This window comes from Streptomyces sp. (assembly GCF_036566765.1).
Lineage (GTDB): Bacteria > Actinomycetota > Actinomycetes > Streptomycetales > Streptomycetaceae > Streptomyces.
This window is the reverse complement of sequence record NZ_DATCVQ010000170.1, coordinates 1-14,800: the sequence shown is the minus strand read 5'-3', so window position 1 is coordinate 14,800 and position 14,800 is coordinate 1. Positions and strand designations below refer to the sequence as shown.

The 14,800-nt window shown below is 72.7% G+C and carries 18 protein-coding genes; 10 read left to right on the top strand and 8 right to left on the bottom strand.

Features of this window, described 5'->3' with window-relative positions:
* Window positions 1-27: 27 nt before the first annotated feature.
* Both VIU94_RS09230 and VIU94_RS09225 read left to right on the top strand, forming a co-directional pair.
* On the top strand, window positions 28-1,419 hold the full coding sequence (locus VIU94_RS09230) for an amidohydrolase (RefSeq protein WP_331909498.1): 1,392 nt from the start codon (window positions 28-30) through the stop codon (window positions 1,417-1,419).
* A 233-nt stretch (window positions 1,420-1,652) separates the two neighbouring features.
* Window positions 1,653-2,348: a hypothetical protein gene (locus VIU94_RS09225; RefSeq protein ID WP_331909496.1), complete on the top strand. Its 696-nt coding sequence runs from the start codon at window positions 1,653-1,655 to the stop codon at window positions 2,346-2,348.
* A gap of 26 nt (window positions 2,349-2,374) precedes the next feature.
* Here VIU94_RS09225 and VIU94_RS09220 read toward each other — a convergent pair whose 3' ends face one another.
* The gene (locus VIU94_RS09220) at window positions 2,375-2,791 is read right to left on the bottom strand and encodes a winged helix-turn-helix transcriptional regulator (RefSeq protein WP_331909494.1); all 417 of its coding nucleotides are present in this window, start codon (window positions 2,789-2,791) and stop codon (window positions 2,375-2,377) included.
* 139 nt (window positions 2,792-2,930) lie between these two features.
* Here VIU94_RS09220 and VIU94_RS09215 point away from each other — a divergent pair, with 139 nt between their 5' ends.
* Together VIU94_RS09215 and VIU94_RS09210 are read left to right on the top strand one after the other, a co-directional pair.
* A complete protein-coding gene (locus VIU94_RS09215; RefSeq protein ID WP_331909492.1) occupies window positions 2,931-3,869 on the top strand; it encodes an NADP-dependent oxidoreductase in 939 nt (312 codons plus the stop codon).
* A 195-nt stretch (window positions 3,870-4,064) separates the two neighbouring features.
* Window positions 4,065-4,763, top strand: coding sequence for a PP2C family protein-serine/threonine phosphatase (locus VIU94_RS09210; RefSeq protein ID WP_331909490.1), 699 nt, complete (start codon window positions 4,065-4,067; stop codon window positions 4,761-4,763).
* A gap of 24 nt (window positions 4,764-4,787) precedes the next feature.
* Here the strand turns inward: VIU94_RS09210 and VIU94_RS09205 are convergent, their stop codons facing one another.
* Complete coding sequence (locus VIU94_RS09205) at window positions 4,788-5,534, bottom strand: hypothetical protein (RefSeq protein WP_331909488.1); 747 nt, start codon at window positions 5,532-5,534, stop codon at window positions 4,788-4,790.
* Window positions 5,535-5,676: 142 nt separating this feature from the next.
* Entirely contained in the window at window positions 5,677-6,150 is a 474-nt protein-coding gene (locus VIU94_RS09200) for a GNAT family N-acetyltransferase (RefSeq protein ID WP_331909486.1), read from the bottom strand.
* Window positions 6,151-6,267: 117 nt separating this feature from the next.
* Between VIU94_RS09200 and VIU94_RS09195 the strand changes: the two genes are divergently transcribed.
* A complete protein-coding gene (locus VIU94_RS09195) occupies window positions 6,268-7,107 on the top strand; it encodes an alpha/beta fold hydrolase (RefSeq protein WP_331909524.1) in 840 nt (279 codons plus the stop codon).
* 62 nt (window positions 7,108-7,169) lie between these two features.
* On the opposite strand, the gene pstS is transcribed toward VIU94_RS09195, so the two are convergent.
* Together pstS and VIU94_RS09185 are read right to left on the bottom strand one after the other, a co-directional pair.
* Window positions 7,170-8,294 carry a phosphate ABC transporter substrate-binding protein PstS gene (pstS, locus tag VIU94_RS09190; protein ID WP_331909484.1) on the bottom strand — a complete coding sequence of 375 codons (1,125 nt, stop codon included), beginning with the start codon at window positions 8,292-8,294 and terminating at the stop codon, window positions 7,170-7,172.
* A gap of 235 nt (window positions 8,295-8,529) precedes the next feature.
* Complete coding sequence (locus VIU94_RS09185; protein ID WP_331909482.1) at window positions 8,530-9,045, bottom strand: GNAT family N-acetyltransferase; 516 nt, start codon at window positions 9,043-9,045, stop codon at window positions 8,530-8,532.
* Window positions 9,046-9,166: 121 nt separating this feature from the next.
* On the opposite strand from VIU94_RS09185, the gene VIU94_RS09180 reads away from it, so the two are divergent.
* The gene (locus VIU94_RS09180) at window positions 9,167-10,192 is read left to right on the top strand and encodes an aminoglycoside phosphotransferase family protein (protein WP_331909480.1); all 1,026 of its coding nucleotides are present in this window, start codon (window positions 9,167-9,169) and stop codon (window positions 10,190-10,192) included.
* A 64-nt stretch (window positions 10,193-10,256) separates the two neighbouring features.
* The gene (locus VIU94_RS09175) at window positions 10,257-11,606 is read left to right on the top strand and encodes a cytochrome P450 (protein WP_331909478.1); all 1,350 of its coding nucleotides are present in this window, start codon (window positions 10,257-10,259) and stop codon (window positions 11,604-11,606) included.
* A gap of 56 nt (window positions 11,607-11,662) precedes the next feature.
* Here the strand turns inward: VIU94_RS09175 and VIU94_RS09170 are convergent, their stop codons facing one another.
* The gene (locus VIU94_RS09170; protein ID WP_331909476.1) at window positions 11,663-12,049 is read right to left on the bottom strand and encodes a VOC family protein; all 387 of its coding nucleotides are present in this window, start codon (window positions 12,047-12,049) and stop codon (window positions 11,663-11,665) included.
* Between the two features lie 106 nt (window positions 12,050-12,155).
* On the bottom strand, window positions 12,156-12,389 hold the full coding sequence (locus VIU94_RS09165; RefSeq protein ID WP_331909474.1) for a hypothetical protein: 234 nt from the start codon (window positions 12,387-12,389) through the stop codon (window positions 12,156-12,158).
* 127 nt (window positions 12,390-12,516) lie between these two features.
* Here VIU94_RS09165 and VIU94_RS09160 point away from each other — a divergent pair, with 127 nt between their 5' ends.
* Window positions 12,517-13,137, top strand: coding sequence for a TetR/AcrR family transcriptional regulator (locus tag VIU94_RS09160; RefSeq protein ID WP_331909472.1), 621 nt, complete (start codon window positions 12,517-12,519; stop codon window positions 13,135-13,137).
* 36 nt (window positions 13,138-13,173) lie between these two features.
* Window positions 13,174-13,557: a VOC family protein gene (locus VIU94_RS09155; RefSeq protein WP_331909470.1), complete on the top strand. Its 384-nt coding sequence runs from the start codon at window positions 13,174-13,176 to the stop codon at window positions 13,555-13,557.
* A gap of 49 nt (window positions 13,558-13,606) precedes the next feature.
* Here the strand turns inward: VIU94_RS09155 and VIU94_RS09150 are convergent, their stop codons facing one another.
* Window positions 13,607-14,098, bottom strand: a complete 492-nt coding sequence (locus VIU94_RS09150) for a winged helix DNA-binding protein (protein WP_331909468.1) — start codon at window positions 14,096-14,098, stop codon at window positions 13,607-13,609.
* Between the two features lie 354 nt (window positions 14,099-14,452).
* Between VIU94_RS09150 and VIU94_RS09145 the strand changes: the two genes are divergently transcribed.
* On the top strand, window positions 14,453-14,800 hold a 348-nt coding region (locus VIU94_RS09145), incomplete at its 3' end, for a hypothetical protein (protein ID WP_331909466.1).

Sequence of the window (14,800 nt, the reverse complement as noted above, 5' to 3'; positions counted from 1 at the left end):
TAGCCCTTACCTCCCCAAGGAGCTCCCATGGAGTCGACCTCGCAGTCCCCGCAGCCGTCGAGCGCGCTGTCCCGGCGCACGATGCTTGCCGGCGCCGCCGCGCTGGCCGGGACGACAGCCGCCTTCGCCGGTGCGGCGGTCCCCGCGCAGGCCGCGACCGTCGGGTCCGGCGCGTCCGCAGCCCCCGCGTCCGGCACCGCGACCGTGCGCGACGCCCGGCGGCAGAACGGCCGTCCCGGCAAGCCCGTGGTGTTCAAGAACGTCCGCCCGTTCGGCGCGGCGAAGGCCGTGGACCTGGTCGTCGTCGACGGCCGCATCTCGCAGGGCCCCGCGCCCCGCGGCGCGCACGTCGTCGACGGCGGCGGCCGCATCGCGCTGCCGTCCCTCGTCGACGCGCACATCCACCCGGACAAGACGTCCTGGGGCGGCAAGTGGGTCTCGCGCAAGCCTGCGAGCACCATCGCCGACTTCGTCGCGCAGGACGTGGAGCTGTTCCGCGCCCAGCGCCGCTCCGTCGCGGACCGCGCGTACGGCCTGATGTCCCACGCCGTCACCCGAGGCACCCGCGCGATGCGCGCCCACGCGGACATCGCCCCCGCCTACGACCTGGCCGGAGTCGAGGGACTGAGCGAGGCCCGCCGCCGGCTCAGCCACGCGCTCGACGTCCAGATCGTCGCGTTCCCGCAGCACGGCGTCATCCGCACCCCCGGCACGGCCGAACTCCTTGAGGAGGCCGCCCGTACCGGCCTCGTCGACATGATCGGCGGCATCGACCCGATCGGCTTCGACGACGCCCTGGACGAGCAGCTCGACCTCGTCTTCGGCATCGCGGACCGGCACGGCATCGGCCTCGACATCCACCTGCACGACCGGGGCGAGACGGGCCTCGCGACCATGCGCGCCATCATCGACCGCACCCGCGCCCTCTCCCTCAGGGGCCAGGTCACCGTCAGCCACGTCTTCTGCCTGCCCGCCCTGTCGGACAAGGACCTGGGCGCGATGGCCGCAGACCTCGGCGAGCTCGACATCGCCCTGACCACGGTCGCCTACTCCGCCAGCCTGGTCCTGCCGATCGGGAAGCTGCGCGAGCACGGGGTGCGCGTCGGCCTCGGCTCCGACGGGGTGCGCGACTCGTGGAGCCCGTTCGGCAACGCGGACATGCTGCACCGCGCCCACATCCTCGGCTGGGTGAACGACGTCCGCCTCGACGAGGAGCTGACGGACTGTTACACCGTCGCCGCCCACGGCGGCGCGGACGTCATGCACCTGGCCCACGCGGATCTCAAGCCCGGCGCCCCGGCCGACTTCGTGCTCGTACGCGGCGAGTGCCTGCCCCAGGTCGTGGTGGACATGCCCCGCCGGGACATCGTCGTCCACGGCGGCCTCGTCGTGGCCCGCGACGGCGAGCTGGTCGACTAGTACGCCGCCACTCGGAACGACGCATCGGCGGCGCTCCCTCGGCGCCGCCGGTGCGTCGTTCCGAGTGGCGCGAAGTGGACCTGTACAGCCCTACTGGCCGGTCCTACTCTCAAGTCACTTTGCATGCGGCGCACCCCCACCACCGCTCACTTCCCCACACACCCGCATGCATCCGCACGCATCCGCACCTCCTCGCACTTCCCCCACCACCCCTTCCGTTCGAGGAGATCCCCATGTTCGACGCCACCTCGCGCGCGCACGCCCTCTTCGCCTCGGCGACCGTCCTCGCCACCGCCGCGGCGCTCGGCCTCGGCGGCGCGGCCGCCGCTCACGACCTCGGGGCGCAGGCGAGCTCCACCACCGTGTCCCCGGCGGGCCACCGGTTCGCCGCCACGCTCACCGGCAAGGCCACCTTCACCGCCGGATCGACCGTCATGACCTGCACTGTCTCCGCCTCCACGGCGACGACCGGCGCCAATAACACGATCCCCGCGGCCCCCGGCAACCACAACGCCGACGGTCCGGTCAGCGCCACGATCAACCCGCCCACGTTCAGCGGCTGCAGCACCAACATCGGCGGTGTGAGCGTCACCGTGACCGCCAACTCCACGAACGGCCCGTGGTCGATGTCGGCCCAGTACGGCACGCCCGTCGCGGCCGGTCTCACCATGCCCAAGGGCGGCGTCGTCATCCGCACCAGCGGGCTCGCGAGCTGCACCATCACCGCCTCGCCGACCGGGCCGAGCGCCGTCAACGGCACCTGGACGAACGGCACACCGTCGCAGCTCGCCATCGCCAACGCGCCCGTCGCGGCCACCGTGACCGGCGGGTTCTTCTGCCCCACCGGCAACCAGACGGCCACCTTCTCCGCGACCTACCTGGTCACCGACACCACGGACACCGCCCAGCAGATCACCGTCACGAGCTGACGCTTCCGTGGGACCGCGACGGCAGCTCAGCCGTCGTCGTGTGCCGAACGGGCCGCCAGCACCTCGTCCATGTGCTGCTCGGCCCACGCCTTGATCGCCCGCATCACCGGGACCAGGCTCTCGCCGAGCGGGGTCAGGGCGTAGTCGACGCGGACCGGGACGGACGGCGTGACGGTCCGCGTCACCAGTCCGTCCCGCTCCAGGTTCCGCAGACTCTGCGTCAGCATCTTCTGACTGACACTCACGATCCGCCGGGACAGGTCCGAGTAGCGCTGCGGGCCGTCGGCCAGTGCGTTGATGATCAGGCTCACCCACTTGTCGCCGATCCGGTCCAGCAGGTGCCGCGCCGGGCACTCGGCGAGATAGGCGTCATAGGCGGCCCGCGCCTGGGCCCGGCCCTCGGAACGCCCCTCGGAGCGCGCTTGCGCGGGCGTCCTCGTCATCGCTTCCCCCTCCCTCATGGCTCTCCTCGGCGTGCATTACGCACCTTGAAGTGCCTTCTTCCCGGAGGAGAGTAGCTCTCCCTAGGGTCGAAGGCAGCCAGAAGGAAGTGGCCAGCCGGCCGAGGGGAAGGAGTCGCGCATGCGCGCGGTCGTCGTACGGAACGTGGGCGGACCGGAGGCACTGGAGCTGATGGACGTGTTCGTGCCCGTCCCCGGCCCGGGGCAGATACGGATCCGGGTCGAGGCCGCCGCGGTGAACCCGGTCGACGCGGCGACCCGATCCGGCCAACTCCTCGCGGCCGGGCTGATGCCGGCCCGGGACGTCATCGGCATCGGCTGGGACGTGGCCGGGATCGTGGACGCGCTCGGGGCGGGAGTCGTCGGCTTCGCACCGGGCGATGCGGTGATCGGCGTACGCGACCGGCTCGACGTCCCCCTCGGCACGTACGCCGAGTACGTCGTCCTCGACGTGGGCGCCGTCGCCCCGGCCCCCGCCGGCCTCTCCGCCGCTGAGGCGGCCACGCTTCCGCTGAGCGGACTCACTGCCTTCCAGGCCCTGGGCGTGCTCGACATGGCCCCGGGCTCGACCCTGCTCGTCACCGGAGCGGCGGGCGCGGTCGGCGGCTTCGCCGTCGAACTGGCCGCGGGACGCGGGCTGCGCGTCGTGGCCGTCGCCGGGGCCGAGGACGAGGCCTTCGTCCGGGGCGCGGGCGCTGAGCGGTTCGTCCCGCGCACCGCGCCGGACCTCGCGGAGGAGGTCCGTGCCCTGGCGCCCGGCGGGGTGGACGCCGCGCTCGACGCGGCCGCGCTCGGCATCCCGGTCCTGGGGGCCGTGCGCAACCGGGGCGCGTTCGTGTCCGTCGTCGGCGGCAGCGCGCCGGCCGCGCTGCGCGGCATCACGGTCCACCAGCATTGGATCGCGGCCGACGCGCGCACGCTCGCCCACCTCGCCGCGCTCGCCGACACGGGCCGCCTCACCCCGCGCGTCGCCGACACGCTCCCGCTGGAGGAAGCCCCCCGCGCCCACGCCCGCCTGGCGAAGGGCGGCCTGCGCGGCCGGCTGGTTCTGACGCCCTGAGTGCGCGCCGGACGGCCGGCTGGTTCTGACCCCCTGAGTACGAGACGGACGGCCAGCTGGTCCTGACGCCCTGAGCGCGCGACCGACTGTGGCAGCCGCGCCGACGTGCTGACGCTCCTCGAACGCCGGGGGTGACACAGTTGTCCTGTGTCCTGTGCCCCAAGGGCGGGCAGCCCGCATTCTCCAGGGAGCGTCATGCGTACTCACGCGACCGCACAGCTGATCGGCGGCCGCTCGCACCAGTGCGACGCGACCGCGACGTACACCGGCGCCGGCAGCGGGACCCGCGCCTACGCGCTCCTCGACGGCATCGGAAGCTCCGACGAGGTCCGTGACTGGACCCGTACGTACGCCCGTCGGCTCGCCCGCGCCGCCGCGCGCGACGGCGCGGAGGGCGGGCTGCGGGCGGTGCACGCCCTCGCCGCGGCCGAACCGGACCGGGACACGTGGAAGGCGGCCCATCTGCCCGCAGCCGTCGCGGTCGTCGCCGTCGCCGCGCCCGGGGAACCGCTCGCGGTCGCCTGGTGCGGCGACTCCCGCGCCTACCTCGCGCCCGACGGGCTGCCGCTCGTCCGCCTCACCACCGACCACAACATGCGCCAGGTCCTCCTCGACCTCGGCGCCGTACCCGGGCCGTACGCCCGCAACACCGTCACGTCGTACCTGGGCGACATCCGCGACACCCCGGCCATCGGCACCGTCACCGCACCGGCGACCGGCCGCCTCCTCCTGGCCAGCGACGGCTGCTACGAGCCCCTGGAGGACCACGACCTCGACCTCACCGCCTACCTGGCCGGCACCCCGCACCAAGCTGCCCGCGCCCTGGTCCAGGCGGCCGTGGCCCACGCCGGCCCGCACGCCGACAACGCCACCGCCCTCGTGGCCGACCTCTGATCGCGCCCCCGAGGCCCGGCGCGCTCAGGTCTGCGAGCGCCTCGGTTCCCAGGACACCACGACCAGACGGTCGCTGAGCCGGTCCTCGGGTTCGCCCGTCACCGCCGCCCGGTGGGCGCGGATCGCCGGGTCGGTGAGAGTGAGCGTCAGGACCGGGCAGTTCTGGGCGTCGTTGGTCAGCTTGGGGGAGCAGTCGCCGACGGTCATCAGCTCGTACCCGGGGCACAGGGCTCCGGCCGGAAGGTCCACCTTCAGGTAGAGCACGTCGCCGGGGTTGATGCGGAACGCGTCGGAGTGGGGAGTGGGGACGGTCCGGTCCTTCTCGTCCACGACCTTCGCCGTCAGGCCGCGGGCCGAGGCACGGCGGCCCTCGCCTCGCGGGCCGTAGACGTCCACCGTCACCCCGCCCTTGGCGAGCGGGGCGGCGAGGGTCAGCGGGCGGTCGAGGGTGCGGAGGGCGGCGTGGACGCTGAAGGTGGTGCGTCCGGGCTGCTTCGCGCCGGGGGATTGCGCGCTCCAGCCGCCGAACGCCAGCGCGGGGTCCTTGCCCTGCTCGCCCGCCCCCTTCGCGACCGGCCGCGGCCCGTCGTCCACCCGGCACTTGGACAACTGGGCGACCCCGCCGCCGGGAAGAGCCGCGTCCGGCAACGGCACGCCGACCCCGCGGCCGACCGGCCACATCGGCGGCAACGCCAATACCACCGCCCACACGACGAGCGCGACGCAGGGAACGGAAAGGATCAGCCACGAGCGCGGCGACAACCGGAACATTCAGCCACGCCCCCGCGCCCCGACGGCGCCCGTGGCCCTGCCCCGTCTTGCGCCCACCCCGATGACCCGCCGCATACCGTTCATGATCTCTTCAGCGCGCCCGTGCCCGGGAACGTCACACCCGCCCCCTTGGGCGCGCGCGTCACTCCACCCGCAGCGGCTTCGTCATCACCTGCTGCCCCGCCGCGTCGACCCCCGCGAGGTCGAAGCCGTTCCGCCGGTACAGCGCGACCGCCGACTCGTTGTCCGGCAGCACCGCCAGCTCCAGCGCATACGCCTCCGAGCGCAACGCCCACGCCTCGACCGCCTCGATCAACCGGTCCCCGACACCCCGGCCCCGCGCCTCCGGCCCGACCCACACGGACCGCAGCTCCACCACATCTGCGGCCCCGCCGCGGGGCACACCCCTCGCCACGCCCACCGGACTGTCGTCCAGGACCGCCACGAGGTTGTACGTCCCCGGGGCCGTCAACCGCTCGCGCCACTGCGTCTCCCCACCCCGCGACCAGTCGTCCAGCCGTGCCTTGAAGGCGTGCGGAGCATCGGTCAGCGCGGCGAGGCGGACGTCCCGCCACAACGGCCAGTCTTCCGAGGTCATCACGTGCAGGCGCAACATGCGGACGAGTCTGCCCCACCTGCGGCGCAGCCGGAAGGAACCCACACCCGTGCGCCCCCGGGAGCCGATCCGGAACCCGGTTGCCCGCTCCCCGAGGATCCTGTGAAGATCTCCGCCATGTATGCCTCCTTCACCACCTACGACGGAACCGCACTCGCCTACCGCGAGACCGGCGACGGCGATCCCGTCGTCTGCGTCCCCGGAGGGCCGCAGGACTCCCTGTACCTCGCCGATCTCGGCGGCCTGTCCGCCCACCGCCGCCTGATCATGCTCGACCTCCGCGGCACCGGCGGTTCCCCCGCCCCCGCGGATCCCGCCGCCTACCGCTGCGACCGGCTCGTCGACGACCTGGAGGCGCTGCGCGTCCATCTGGGCCTCGACCGCATGGACCTTCTCGCACACTCCGCCGGCGCGAACATCGCGGCCCAGTACGCCGCCCGCCACCCGGAACGCGTCGCGAAGCTGGCGCTCATCACCCCCAGCACCCGGGCCGTCGGCGTCGAGGTCACCGCCGACGACCGGATCGCGACCGCGCGGCTGCGCCAGGACGAGCCGTGGTTCGACGAGGCGTTCGCCGCCCTGGAGGCGATCGTCGCCGGACAGGTGACGGGCGAGCGCTTTGCCGCCATCTCCCCGTTCTTCTACGGCCGTTGGGACGAGGCCGCCCAGGCCCACCGAGCGGCCGAGGACGAGCAGAAGAACATGGAGGCGGCGCAGGGCCTCGGCGCGGACGGCGCCTTCGACCCGGACGCCACCCGCACCGCGCTCGCCCGCTTCGACGCCCCGGTGCTGGTCCTCGCGGGAGAGGTCGACCTCAACTCGCCGCCGCGCGCCATGACCGAGCTCGCCGCGCTGTTCCCCACGCCCGAGCTCGTGGTCCAGCCACGCGCCGGTCACTTCCCGTGGCTCGACGACGCCGACCGCTTCGTGGCGACGACCACGGCCTTCCTGGGGTGACCGACAAATCGTAGGCCCGCCCCGCCCCGCACAGGGGCGGGGTTCGGTTCGGAAACCGCCCCTCAGGACAGGGTGTTGACGACCGCCCGGACCTGCTCTGCGACCTTCTGGGGCAGCGGGGCGTAGTGGATCGCGTGCAGCTCCTTCTGCCCCTGCTCGCTCGCCGCGTACGAGAGGAAGGACTTGAGCGCGGGCAGGCTTTCCGGCCGGTTGCCCGTGTCGCAGACGATCTCGTACGTGACGAGCACGATCGGGTACGCGCCCTCCGCCTTCGTCCGGTAGTCGAACTCCAGCGCAAGGTCACCGTTCTTGCCGACCACCTCGGCGGTCGCGATGCCCACCGACGCGCTCTGCGTCGTGGGGGCGACCGGCTCGGGCGCGCCGGTGGCGATGCGTACCGTGTCGATCTTCTTCTTCGCGGCGAAGGACAGCTCGAAGTAGCCGATCGCGCCCTCGGTCTGCGTCACCGCCGTGGCGATCCCGTCCGAACCGTTCGCCGAATGGCCGCCCCGCGCCTGCCACTTCTTCTCCGCCGGGTACGGCCAGCCGGAGCGGGCCGCGCCCTTCAGGTAGGCATTGAGGTTCTGTGTCGTGCCGGAGTCGTCGGCCCGGTGCACGGGCACGATGGGGAGGTCCGGCAACTTCGCGTCGGGGTTGAGGCGTTGGATCGCCTTGTCGTTCCAGTTGGTGATCCGGAGGTCGAAGATCTTGGCGAGCGCCGGCGCGTCGAGGACCAGCCGGGTCACGCCCGGCACGTTGTAGCCGAGCGCGATCGGGCCGCCCACCAGCGGGATGTCGATCGCCCGGCCGCCGGGGCACACGTCCTTCGGTACGTCGCGGTCCTCGCCCGACAGCGCCTTGTCGGTGCCGCCGAACGCGGTCGCGCCGCGCCGGAACTGGGCCACGCCGGCGCCGGAGCCGAGCGGGTTGTACGAGAGCCGCACCTTGGGGCAGGCGAGCTGGTACTGCTGCATCCAGCGCTTCATCGCGTTCTGCTGAGCGGTCGACCCCGAGCCGTTCACCATGCCGCCGCTCGCGCAGTCGATGTCCGGGATCGGCACCGTGGAGGACGGCTTGGCTTCCTCCGCCGAGCCGCTCGTGCCGCAGCCCGAGAGCACCAGCGACCCCACCACCACGGCGGCCGCCCCTGTCCAGCGGGAGGCCCGCCCCGAATATCGCAGCAGCACCGTGATTTCCCTCCGCCGACCCGTCGCCGCGTCGATGTTCTGTGATGGCGGAGCGCAGAAGGTGGCCCGAAGGTGAATGGAAGTGGCCATTCTGGCGACTTTTGGGTGCGGCGAGTTTTGGGTGGGTCAAAGCCTTGGGCGAGGGGCTTGCGGGGGGAGCGACGCGGTCTGGCGAGAGATGCGGTCAGTCGAGGGACGCGGTCAGCCGAGAGGTGCGGTCAGTCGAGAGGTGTGGTCAGTCGACGCGCGGGCTGCGGCGCTCCATGAGGACGACGTCGCGCCAGACGCCGTGATGCCGGCCGATCCTCTCGCGTACTCCGATCACGCGAAAGCCCGCCCGCTCGTGGACGGCGAGGCTGGCCGAGTTCTCCGGGAAGATCCCGGACTGGACGGTCCAGATGCCTACCGCGTCGGTGGAGTCGAGCAGCGCCGCAAGCAGCGCGGACGCGACGCCCCGTCCGCGCGCGGCGGGATGCACGTACACCGAGTGCTCGACGACCCCGGCATACGCGCAGCGGTCCGAGACCGCGCAGACCGCGACCCAGCCGAGCACGCCGCCGTGTTCGTCCACCGCCGCGAACCGGTGCGCGGGCAGCTTCGCCGCGTCGAAGACGTCCCAGGTCGGCGCGCGGGTCTCGAAGGTCGCGTTGCCCTCGTCGATGCCGGCCTGGTAGATCGCGAGGACCTGGTCGGCATGCGCGGCGGTGAGCGGAACGACGGCGAAGCCGGTGGGCTGGAGGACGTTCGACATGCACGTATCCCATCACGCCCGCGCCCAGGTCCGCACTCACCTGCACACACCCACACTCACCCGCACTCACCCGCACGTAAATCGCGTGTGGCGACCTCGGGCGGGGTGATGGGATGGGCGCATGCGACACGAAGCGGCGGAGGCCGTCGATCGAGGCGACTACCCGAGCGGAGTGACCCCCTGGGAGGACCCCGCCTGGCGGGACGCCGCCCTGGGGTGGGCGCGGGACCGGCTCGCGGACCACGGACTGCGGGAGCGGGGCCCGGTCAGGGTGCGCCTGCGTCCGTGGTCCGTCCTCGTACGCCTCGACGTCGGCGACCACGAGACCGTCTGGTTCAAGGCCAACCCGCCCGCCAGCCACTTCGAGGCGGGGCTGGGGCAGGCCCTGGCCGCCTGGGTGCCGGAGCACGTCCTCGCACCCCTGGCCGTCGACGCCGACCGCGGCTGGTCCCTGCTCCCCGACGGAGGCGCGCTCTTCCGTGAGGTGCTCGACCGAGGCGCGGCCGACCCCCGCGCCTGGGAGGAGCCGCTGCGCCAGTACGCCCTGCTGCAGCGTGCCCTCACCGGCAGGACGGACGAACTGCGGGCCATCGGCGTGCCCGACGGCCGCGCCGCCGTGCTCCCGGACATTTTCGACAGGCTGGTGGACGCGAGCCGCGTGCTGGAGCCAGCCGACCGGCAGGCGCTGCTCGCGCAGCGGCCTCGGCTCGTGGAGTGGTGCGAGGAGCTCGCGAGCACGGGCATCGCAGACTCGCTGGACCACTCCGACCTCCACGAGTCCCAGCTGTTCGCCCGCGGCGAGGGTCGGTACGCCTTCTTCGACTGGGGCGACGCGATCGTCGCCCACCCCTTCTCCAGCCTGCTCGTCACGGCTCGGATGGCCCGGGAGCGCTACGGCCCCGAGGTCCTGCCGCGGCTGCGGGACGCGTACCTGGAGCCCTGGACCGGAGACGGCAGCTCGACGGCCGAACTCCGGCGCGCGGTCGGCCTGGCGTGCCGGCTCGGCGCCGTCGGCAGGGCGTGGTCCTGGGCGCGGGTCTTCCCGGGACCGGACGGGGACGCGCACGGGAACAGCCGGGAGGCCGCCGAGGGCACCGCCCGCTGGCTGCGAGAGCTGTTCGCCGAGCCGGGCCTCTGGCCCGCGTGATGCCGGGCGCATGCAGGTCAGGGGCGGTACGGGTGCGGGTGGGGGTGCGTGTTAGCGTCCGGCCGTGACTTCCCCGGCCCTGGACGCGCCCGCGCCCGCACCTGACCCCGAGCCTGCTGCGGGTTCCGACTGCGTACCCGCTGCGGCTTCCGCATCCGTACGTACGGCGGAGCCCTCGCTCGACCTGTTCGGGCTCGACGTGTTCGGGGACGGCTTCGTGCGCGACCCGTACCCCTGGCTCGACGCCCTGCGGTCCGACGCGCCCGTGCACCGGGACCCCGGCACCGGGCTGTGGCTGGTCAGCCGGTACGAGGACATCCGCCGCGTGCTGCTCGACCCGGCGGCCTTCCACCCCGACAACGCGCAGCACGCCGTCACCCCGCTGCCCGTCGCCGTGCTCCGCGTGCTCGCCCGCGCCGGATTCAAGCTCCCGCCCGCGCTCGCCAACAACGGCACCGACAGTCACCACGGGCTGCGGCGCGTGGTCACCCGGTTCTTCAACGCCCAGCGGGTCGCCGCGGCCGTCCCCGTCATCGAGCGCATCGCCGACGAGCTCCTCGACGCCGCGCAGGCACGCCTCGACGCCGACGGCTCGTACGACCTGTTCGCGTCCTATGCCCAGATCCTGCCCTGCCGGGTGCTGATGGAGCTCCTGGGCATCGAGGGCGTCGACCCCGCCACTCTGGTCCGCTGGAGCGACGCCTCCCTGGAGCTGTTCTGGGGCCGGCCCACCCCCGAGCGACAGCTGGAGCTCGCCGCGCTCGTCGGCGAGTTCCACCGGTGGCTCACGGCAACCGTGCGCGACTCCGCGGCGCGGCCCGGCTCCTTCGTCGAGGCGCTGACCCGCCACCGCCTGCCGGACGGCCGGTTCCTGGACGTCGAGACCGCCGTCGGCGCGTGCTTCTTCGTCTTCATCGCCGGGCAGTCCACCACCGGACAGCTCATCTCCACCACGCTGCACCGCGCCCTGTCGGAGCCGGGCATGTGGCCGCGCGCGGCGCACGAGCCCGACCTCGCCGAGGCGTGGGTGGAGGAGGTGCTGCGCCGCGAGCCGCCGGTGACCAGCTGGCGCCGGGTGACTGCGCACCCCGTCACGCTGGGCGGTGCGGACCTCCCGGCCGGCGCGCAGCTCCTCCTGATGCTCATGGGCAGCGGCTCGGACCCGGAGGTGTTCGCCGACCCGGAGCGCATGTGCCCGTACCGTGCGAACGCCCGCCACCACCTGTCCTTCGGCGTCGGCCGGCACCGCTGTCCGGGCGCGTCGCTGGCCCGTACGGAAGCGGCCGTCGCCCTCCGCGCGGCCGCCCGCCGCATGCCGGACGCACGACTCACCGAGGCCGACCAGGATCCGCCGATCCTCGGCCTGCTGTCCTTCCGGGCCCCGCTACGGGTGAGGGTGGTCGCGCAGCCCTAGTACGGGCGGTCGCTCGGCCCTAGGCCGATTCGGCCGCCCCAGGTCGATTCGGCGCCCTAGCTCGGCTCTTGCAGCACGGCGAGGACGTTCCCCGCCGGGTCCTTGAACCAGGCGATCGGGGGCCCGCCGGAGGGGTCGCGCGCGATGCCCTTCTCGTCCTGCCCGAATTCCTCGTACCGCTCCAGGGTCACCCCGCGGGCGAGCAGGTCGTCGACGGCCTTGTCGACGTCGTCCACGACGAAGTTCAGCACCGTGAACGTGGCGGGCACGTGGTTGTCCTTGGGATAGACGAGCACGTCCCTGCCCCCGGCCAGGTTCAGGAAGAGGATCGCCATGTCCTTGTCCTCGGTGGTCCGCAGTCCGAGGGTGGTGGCGTAGAAGTCCCGCACGGTGTCGATGCTGTCGACCGAGAAGCTGCTGAAGGTCTTGCTGTCACCCAGCATGATGGCTCCGTTCCGTCCGTTCGTCGGCGAAGAGCCCCCACCTCGACCATCATCCCTCCGACCGGGGGACGGGCGCGCGACCGCAGCCGCCGCGCGCCCGGCGGCGTCAGCCCCGGCGCACCCGGCCCAGCAGCAGAGCCCGGCCCCGCTGCACCCGCGGCAGGACGAGGTACACGACCAGCGGCACCACGATCGCCGTGAGTATCAGCAGCCGAAGGATGATCGGCAGGGGAGAGAGCAGCGGCCGGAGCAGCATCTCCATGACGGCGAGGGTCGGGAAGACCGACAGCCAGATCATGAAGGCCATGTGGTGCTTCGGGGGCGCGGCCTGGGCGGACATGTGCACTCCTTCTCGGCGGAACGATCAACTCGGCGGAACGATCAACTGCACAGAGAACCCCAACCATCCGTTTGGAAATTCCCGGTTGGCGGCTGATCGCCGAAGGCGTCTCGTCTACGCTGCCCCCATGGCCTGGGACACCGCCCGCACGCGCGCCGCCCTGCTGGAAGCGGCGGTCGACGAGTTCGCCGAGTACGGCTTCGACGGCGCCCGGGTCGACCGCATCGGAAGCCGGGCCGGGGTCAACAAGGAACGGATCTACCAGTACTTCGGCAACAAGCGGCAGCTCTTCGCGCACGTCCTCGAGCACGAGCTGGAGCGCATCACCACGGCCGTCCCGCTCACCGAGGAACTGGCCGCGGACCTCGGCGCGTACGCCGGCCGCCTGTACGACTTCCACCGCACGCACCCGCAGTTCATCCGCCTGCTGTACTGGGAGGGCCTGCGCGACACCGGCACCGCCGAGCCGGCCCTCAACGAGCCCGAGCGCTCGGCGCTCTACGCCTCCCGCGTCCGCGTCCTGGACCGGGCCCGGGAATCCGGGCTGCTGGACCCGGAGTTGGACCCGAAGGCGCTGCTCAGCGGCGTCCTCGCCCTGGTGGCCTGGTGGTTCACCGTCCCCCAGGCTGCGCGCATGATCCACGGCGCCGGCCGCACGCCCCACGACGAGCGCGAGACTCTGATCGCCCTGGTCCGCCGCCTGACGGGCCAGGCCGCTTCCTCCGGACGATCGGATCCGGGTGCGTAGCCGGACGATCGGATCCGGGTACATAGACTGACGGGCATGGCATGCCGCATCAGTGAACTGGTCCTCGACTGCGCCGACCCCGAGAGGCTCGCCGCATTCTGGAGCGAGGTCCTCGGTTACGTCGAACTCGGCCGGGAGGACGACGGAAGCATCGAGATCGGACCGCCCGACGCCGGCTTCGGCGGCCCGCAGCCCACGCTCGTCCTCAGCCCCAGCAGCGATCCGCGGACCGGGAAGCTCCCCCTGCACATCGACGTCAACCCCACCGACCGCGACCAGGACGCCGAGCTGGAGCGCCTGCTCGCCCTCGGCGCCAGGCCCGCCGACGTCGGCCAGACCGGCGCCGAGAACTGGCACGTCCTGGCCGACCCGGAAGGCAACGAATTCTGCCTCCTGCACCGCCGTCTCAAGCCGCTCTGACCGCCTGCGTCCCGGTGTCAAGCGCCGCCGTGCGGGCCTAGTCCTAGTCCTAGTCCACCGGATGGCCGGTGTTCCGGAGCATCTGCCGGAGCACCTTCAGGGCGGTGACGTAGTCGGCGTCGTCGATGCCCTCGTGGATCTGGGCGCGGATCGCCGGAGCGTGCCGCTTCAGACCGGCCCGCGCCTCGTCGCCCGCTTCGGTGATCCAGAGCCGCCCGGCCTCGTCGCGGGTGAGCCAGCCGCGTTCCAGCAGGACCTCGGACTCGCTCTTCAGGTCGTCCTCGGAGCGGAGGTAGGAGCTCATGGCCTGCTGGAGCTCGGTGAGGGTCATGCCCTGCCCGTCGGGCGAGAGATCGTTCTTCGACAGGTTGCGCAGCAGCCAGTACTGGGGCTGGGTGAAGCCGAGTTCGGCCTGCTGGGCCCGGGTGAAGGCGATCAGGGCCTCGTAGGCGAGGCCGGTCCAGTACGCGGCCGGCTGCCCGGCGAGGGCGGCTTCGGCTTGGGCGGCGGCGTCGGCCTCGGGGCGGTACTGGGTGGTCATGTGCGGTACCCCTTGGGAAAGTTCGTACGGAGACAACTGCACCGTAGAACCGCAAGTGGACTTGAGGTCAAGGCGCCCGGGCACCTGCGGTGCTGCGCCGGGACTACTGCCTGGCCGAGGCCGGCGGCCGGGAGGTCCGGGGGCAGCTCGGTGTCGGCGGCGGCGCGCAGTTCGGGCTTGATGACGCAGACGATCGTCAGGCCGGCACCGTCCGTGTCGATTGTGCAGGCGGGTGGCGAGTCGTTGCCATTGCCTTTTGGCGCAGGTGCGCCCCGGACAGGCTTGAGGTGAACGGCAGCACCCCTTCGGCGACTTGGAACGACCATGAAGCAGCGATCGACGGGACGTCACCTCATGCACCGCCTGACCCTCGCCGCGGCCGTCGCGGCACCGCTCCTCCTGATGTCCTCGACCGCACCGGTGACGGCGGAAGTCCGGGGCGTCGTGGCGGCCGACACGCGCGTCACGGTCAAGGGCGGCTGGGAGCTGGCGCGGATCAGGGCGAACGCGCGCAGCGACGCGGAGATCGTGGGGGAGATCAGGCCGGGCCAGAACCGCACGTGCTCCACGGCCGGCTGCCCGACGGTCAACGGCCACAGCATCACCGCCTGCGGCGTCACGGACGACCAGTGGTTCGCCATCTGGTTCGACCACGGCGACGAGACGGTCGCCTATGTCTCCCGCACCTGTGCGACGTCCATC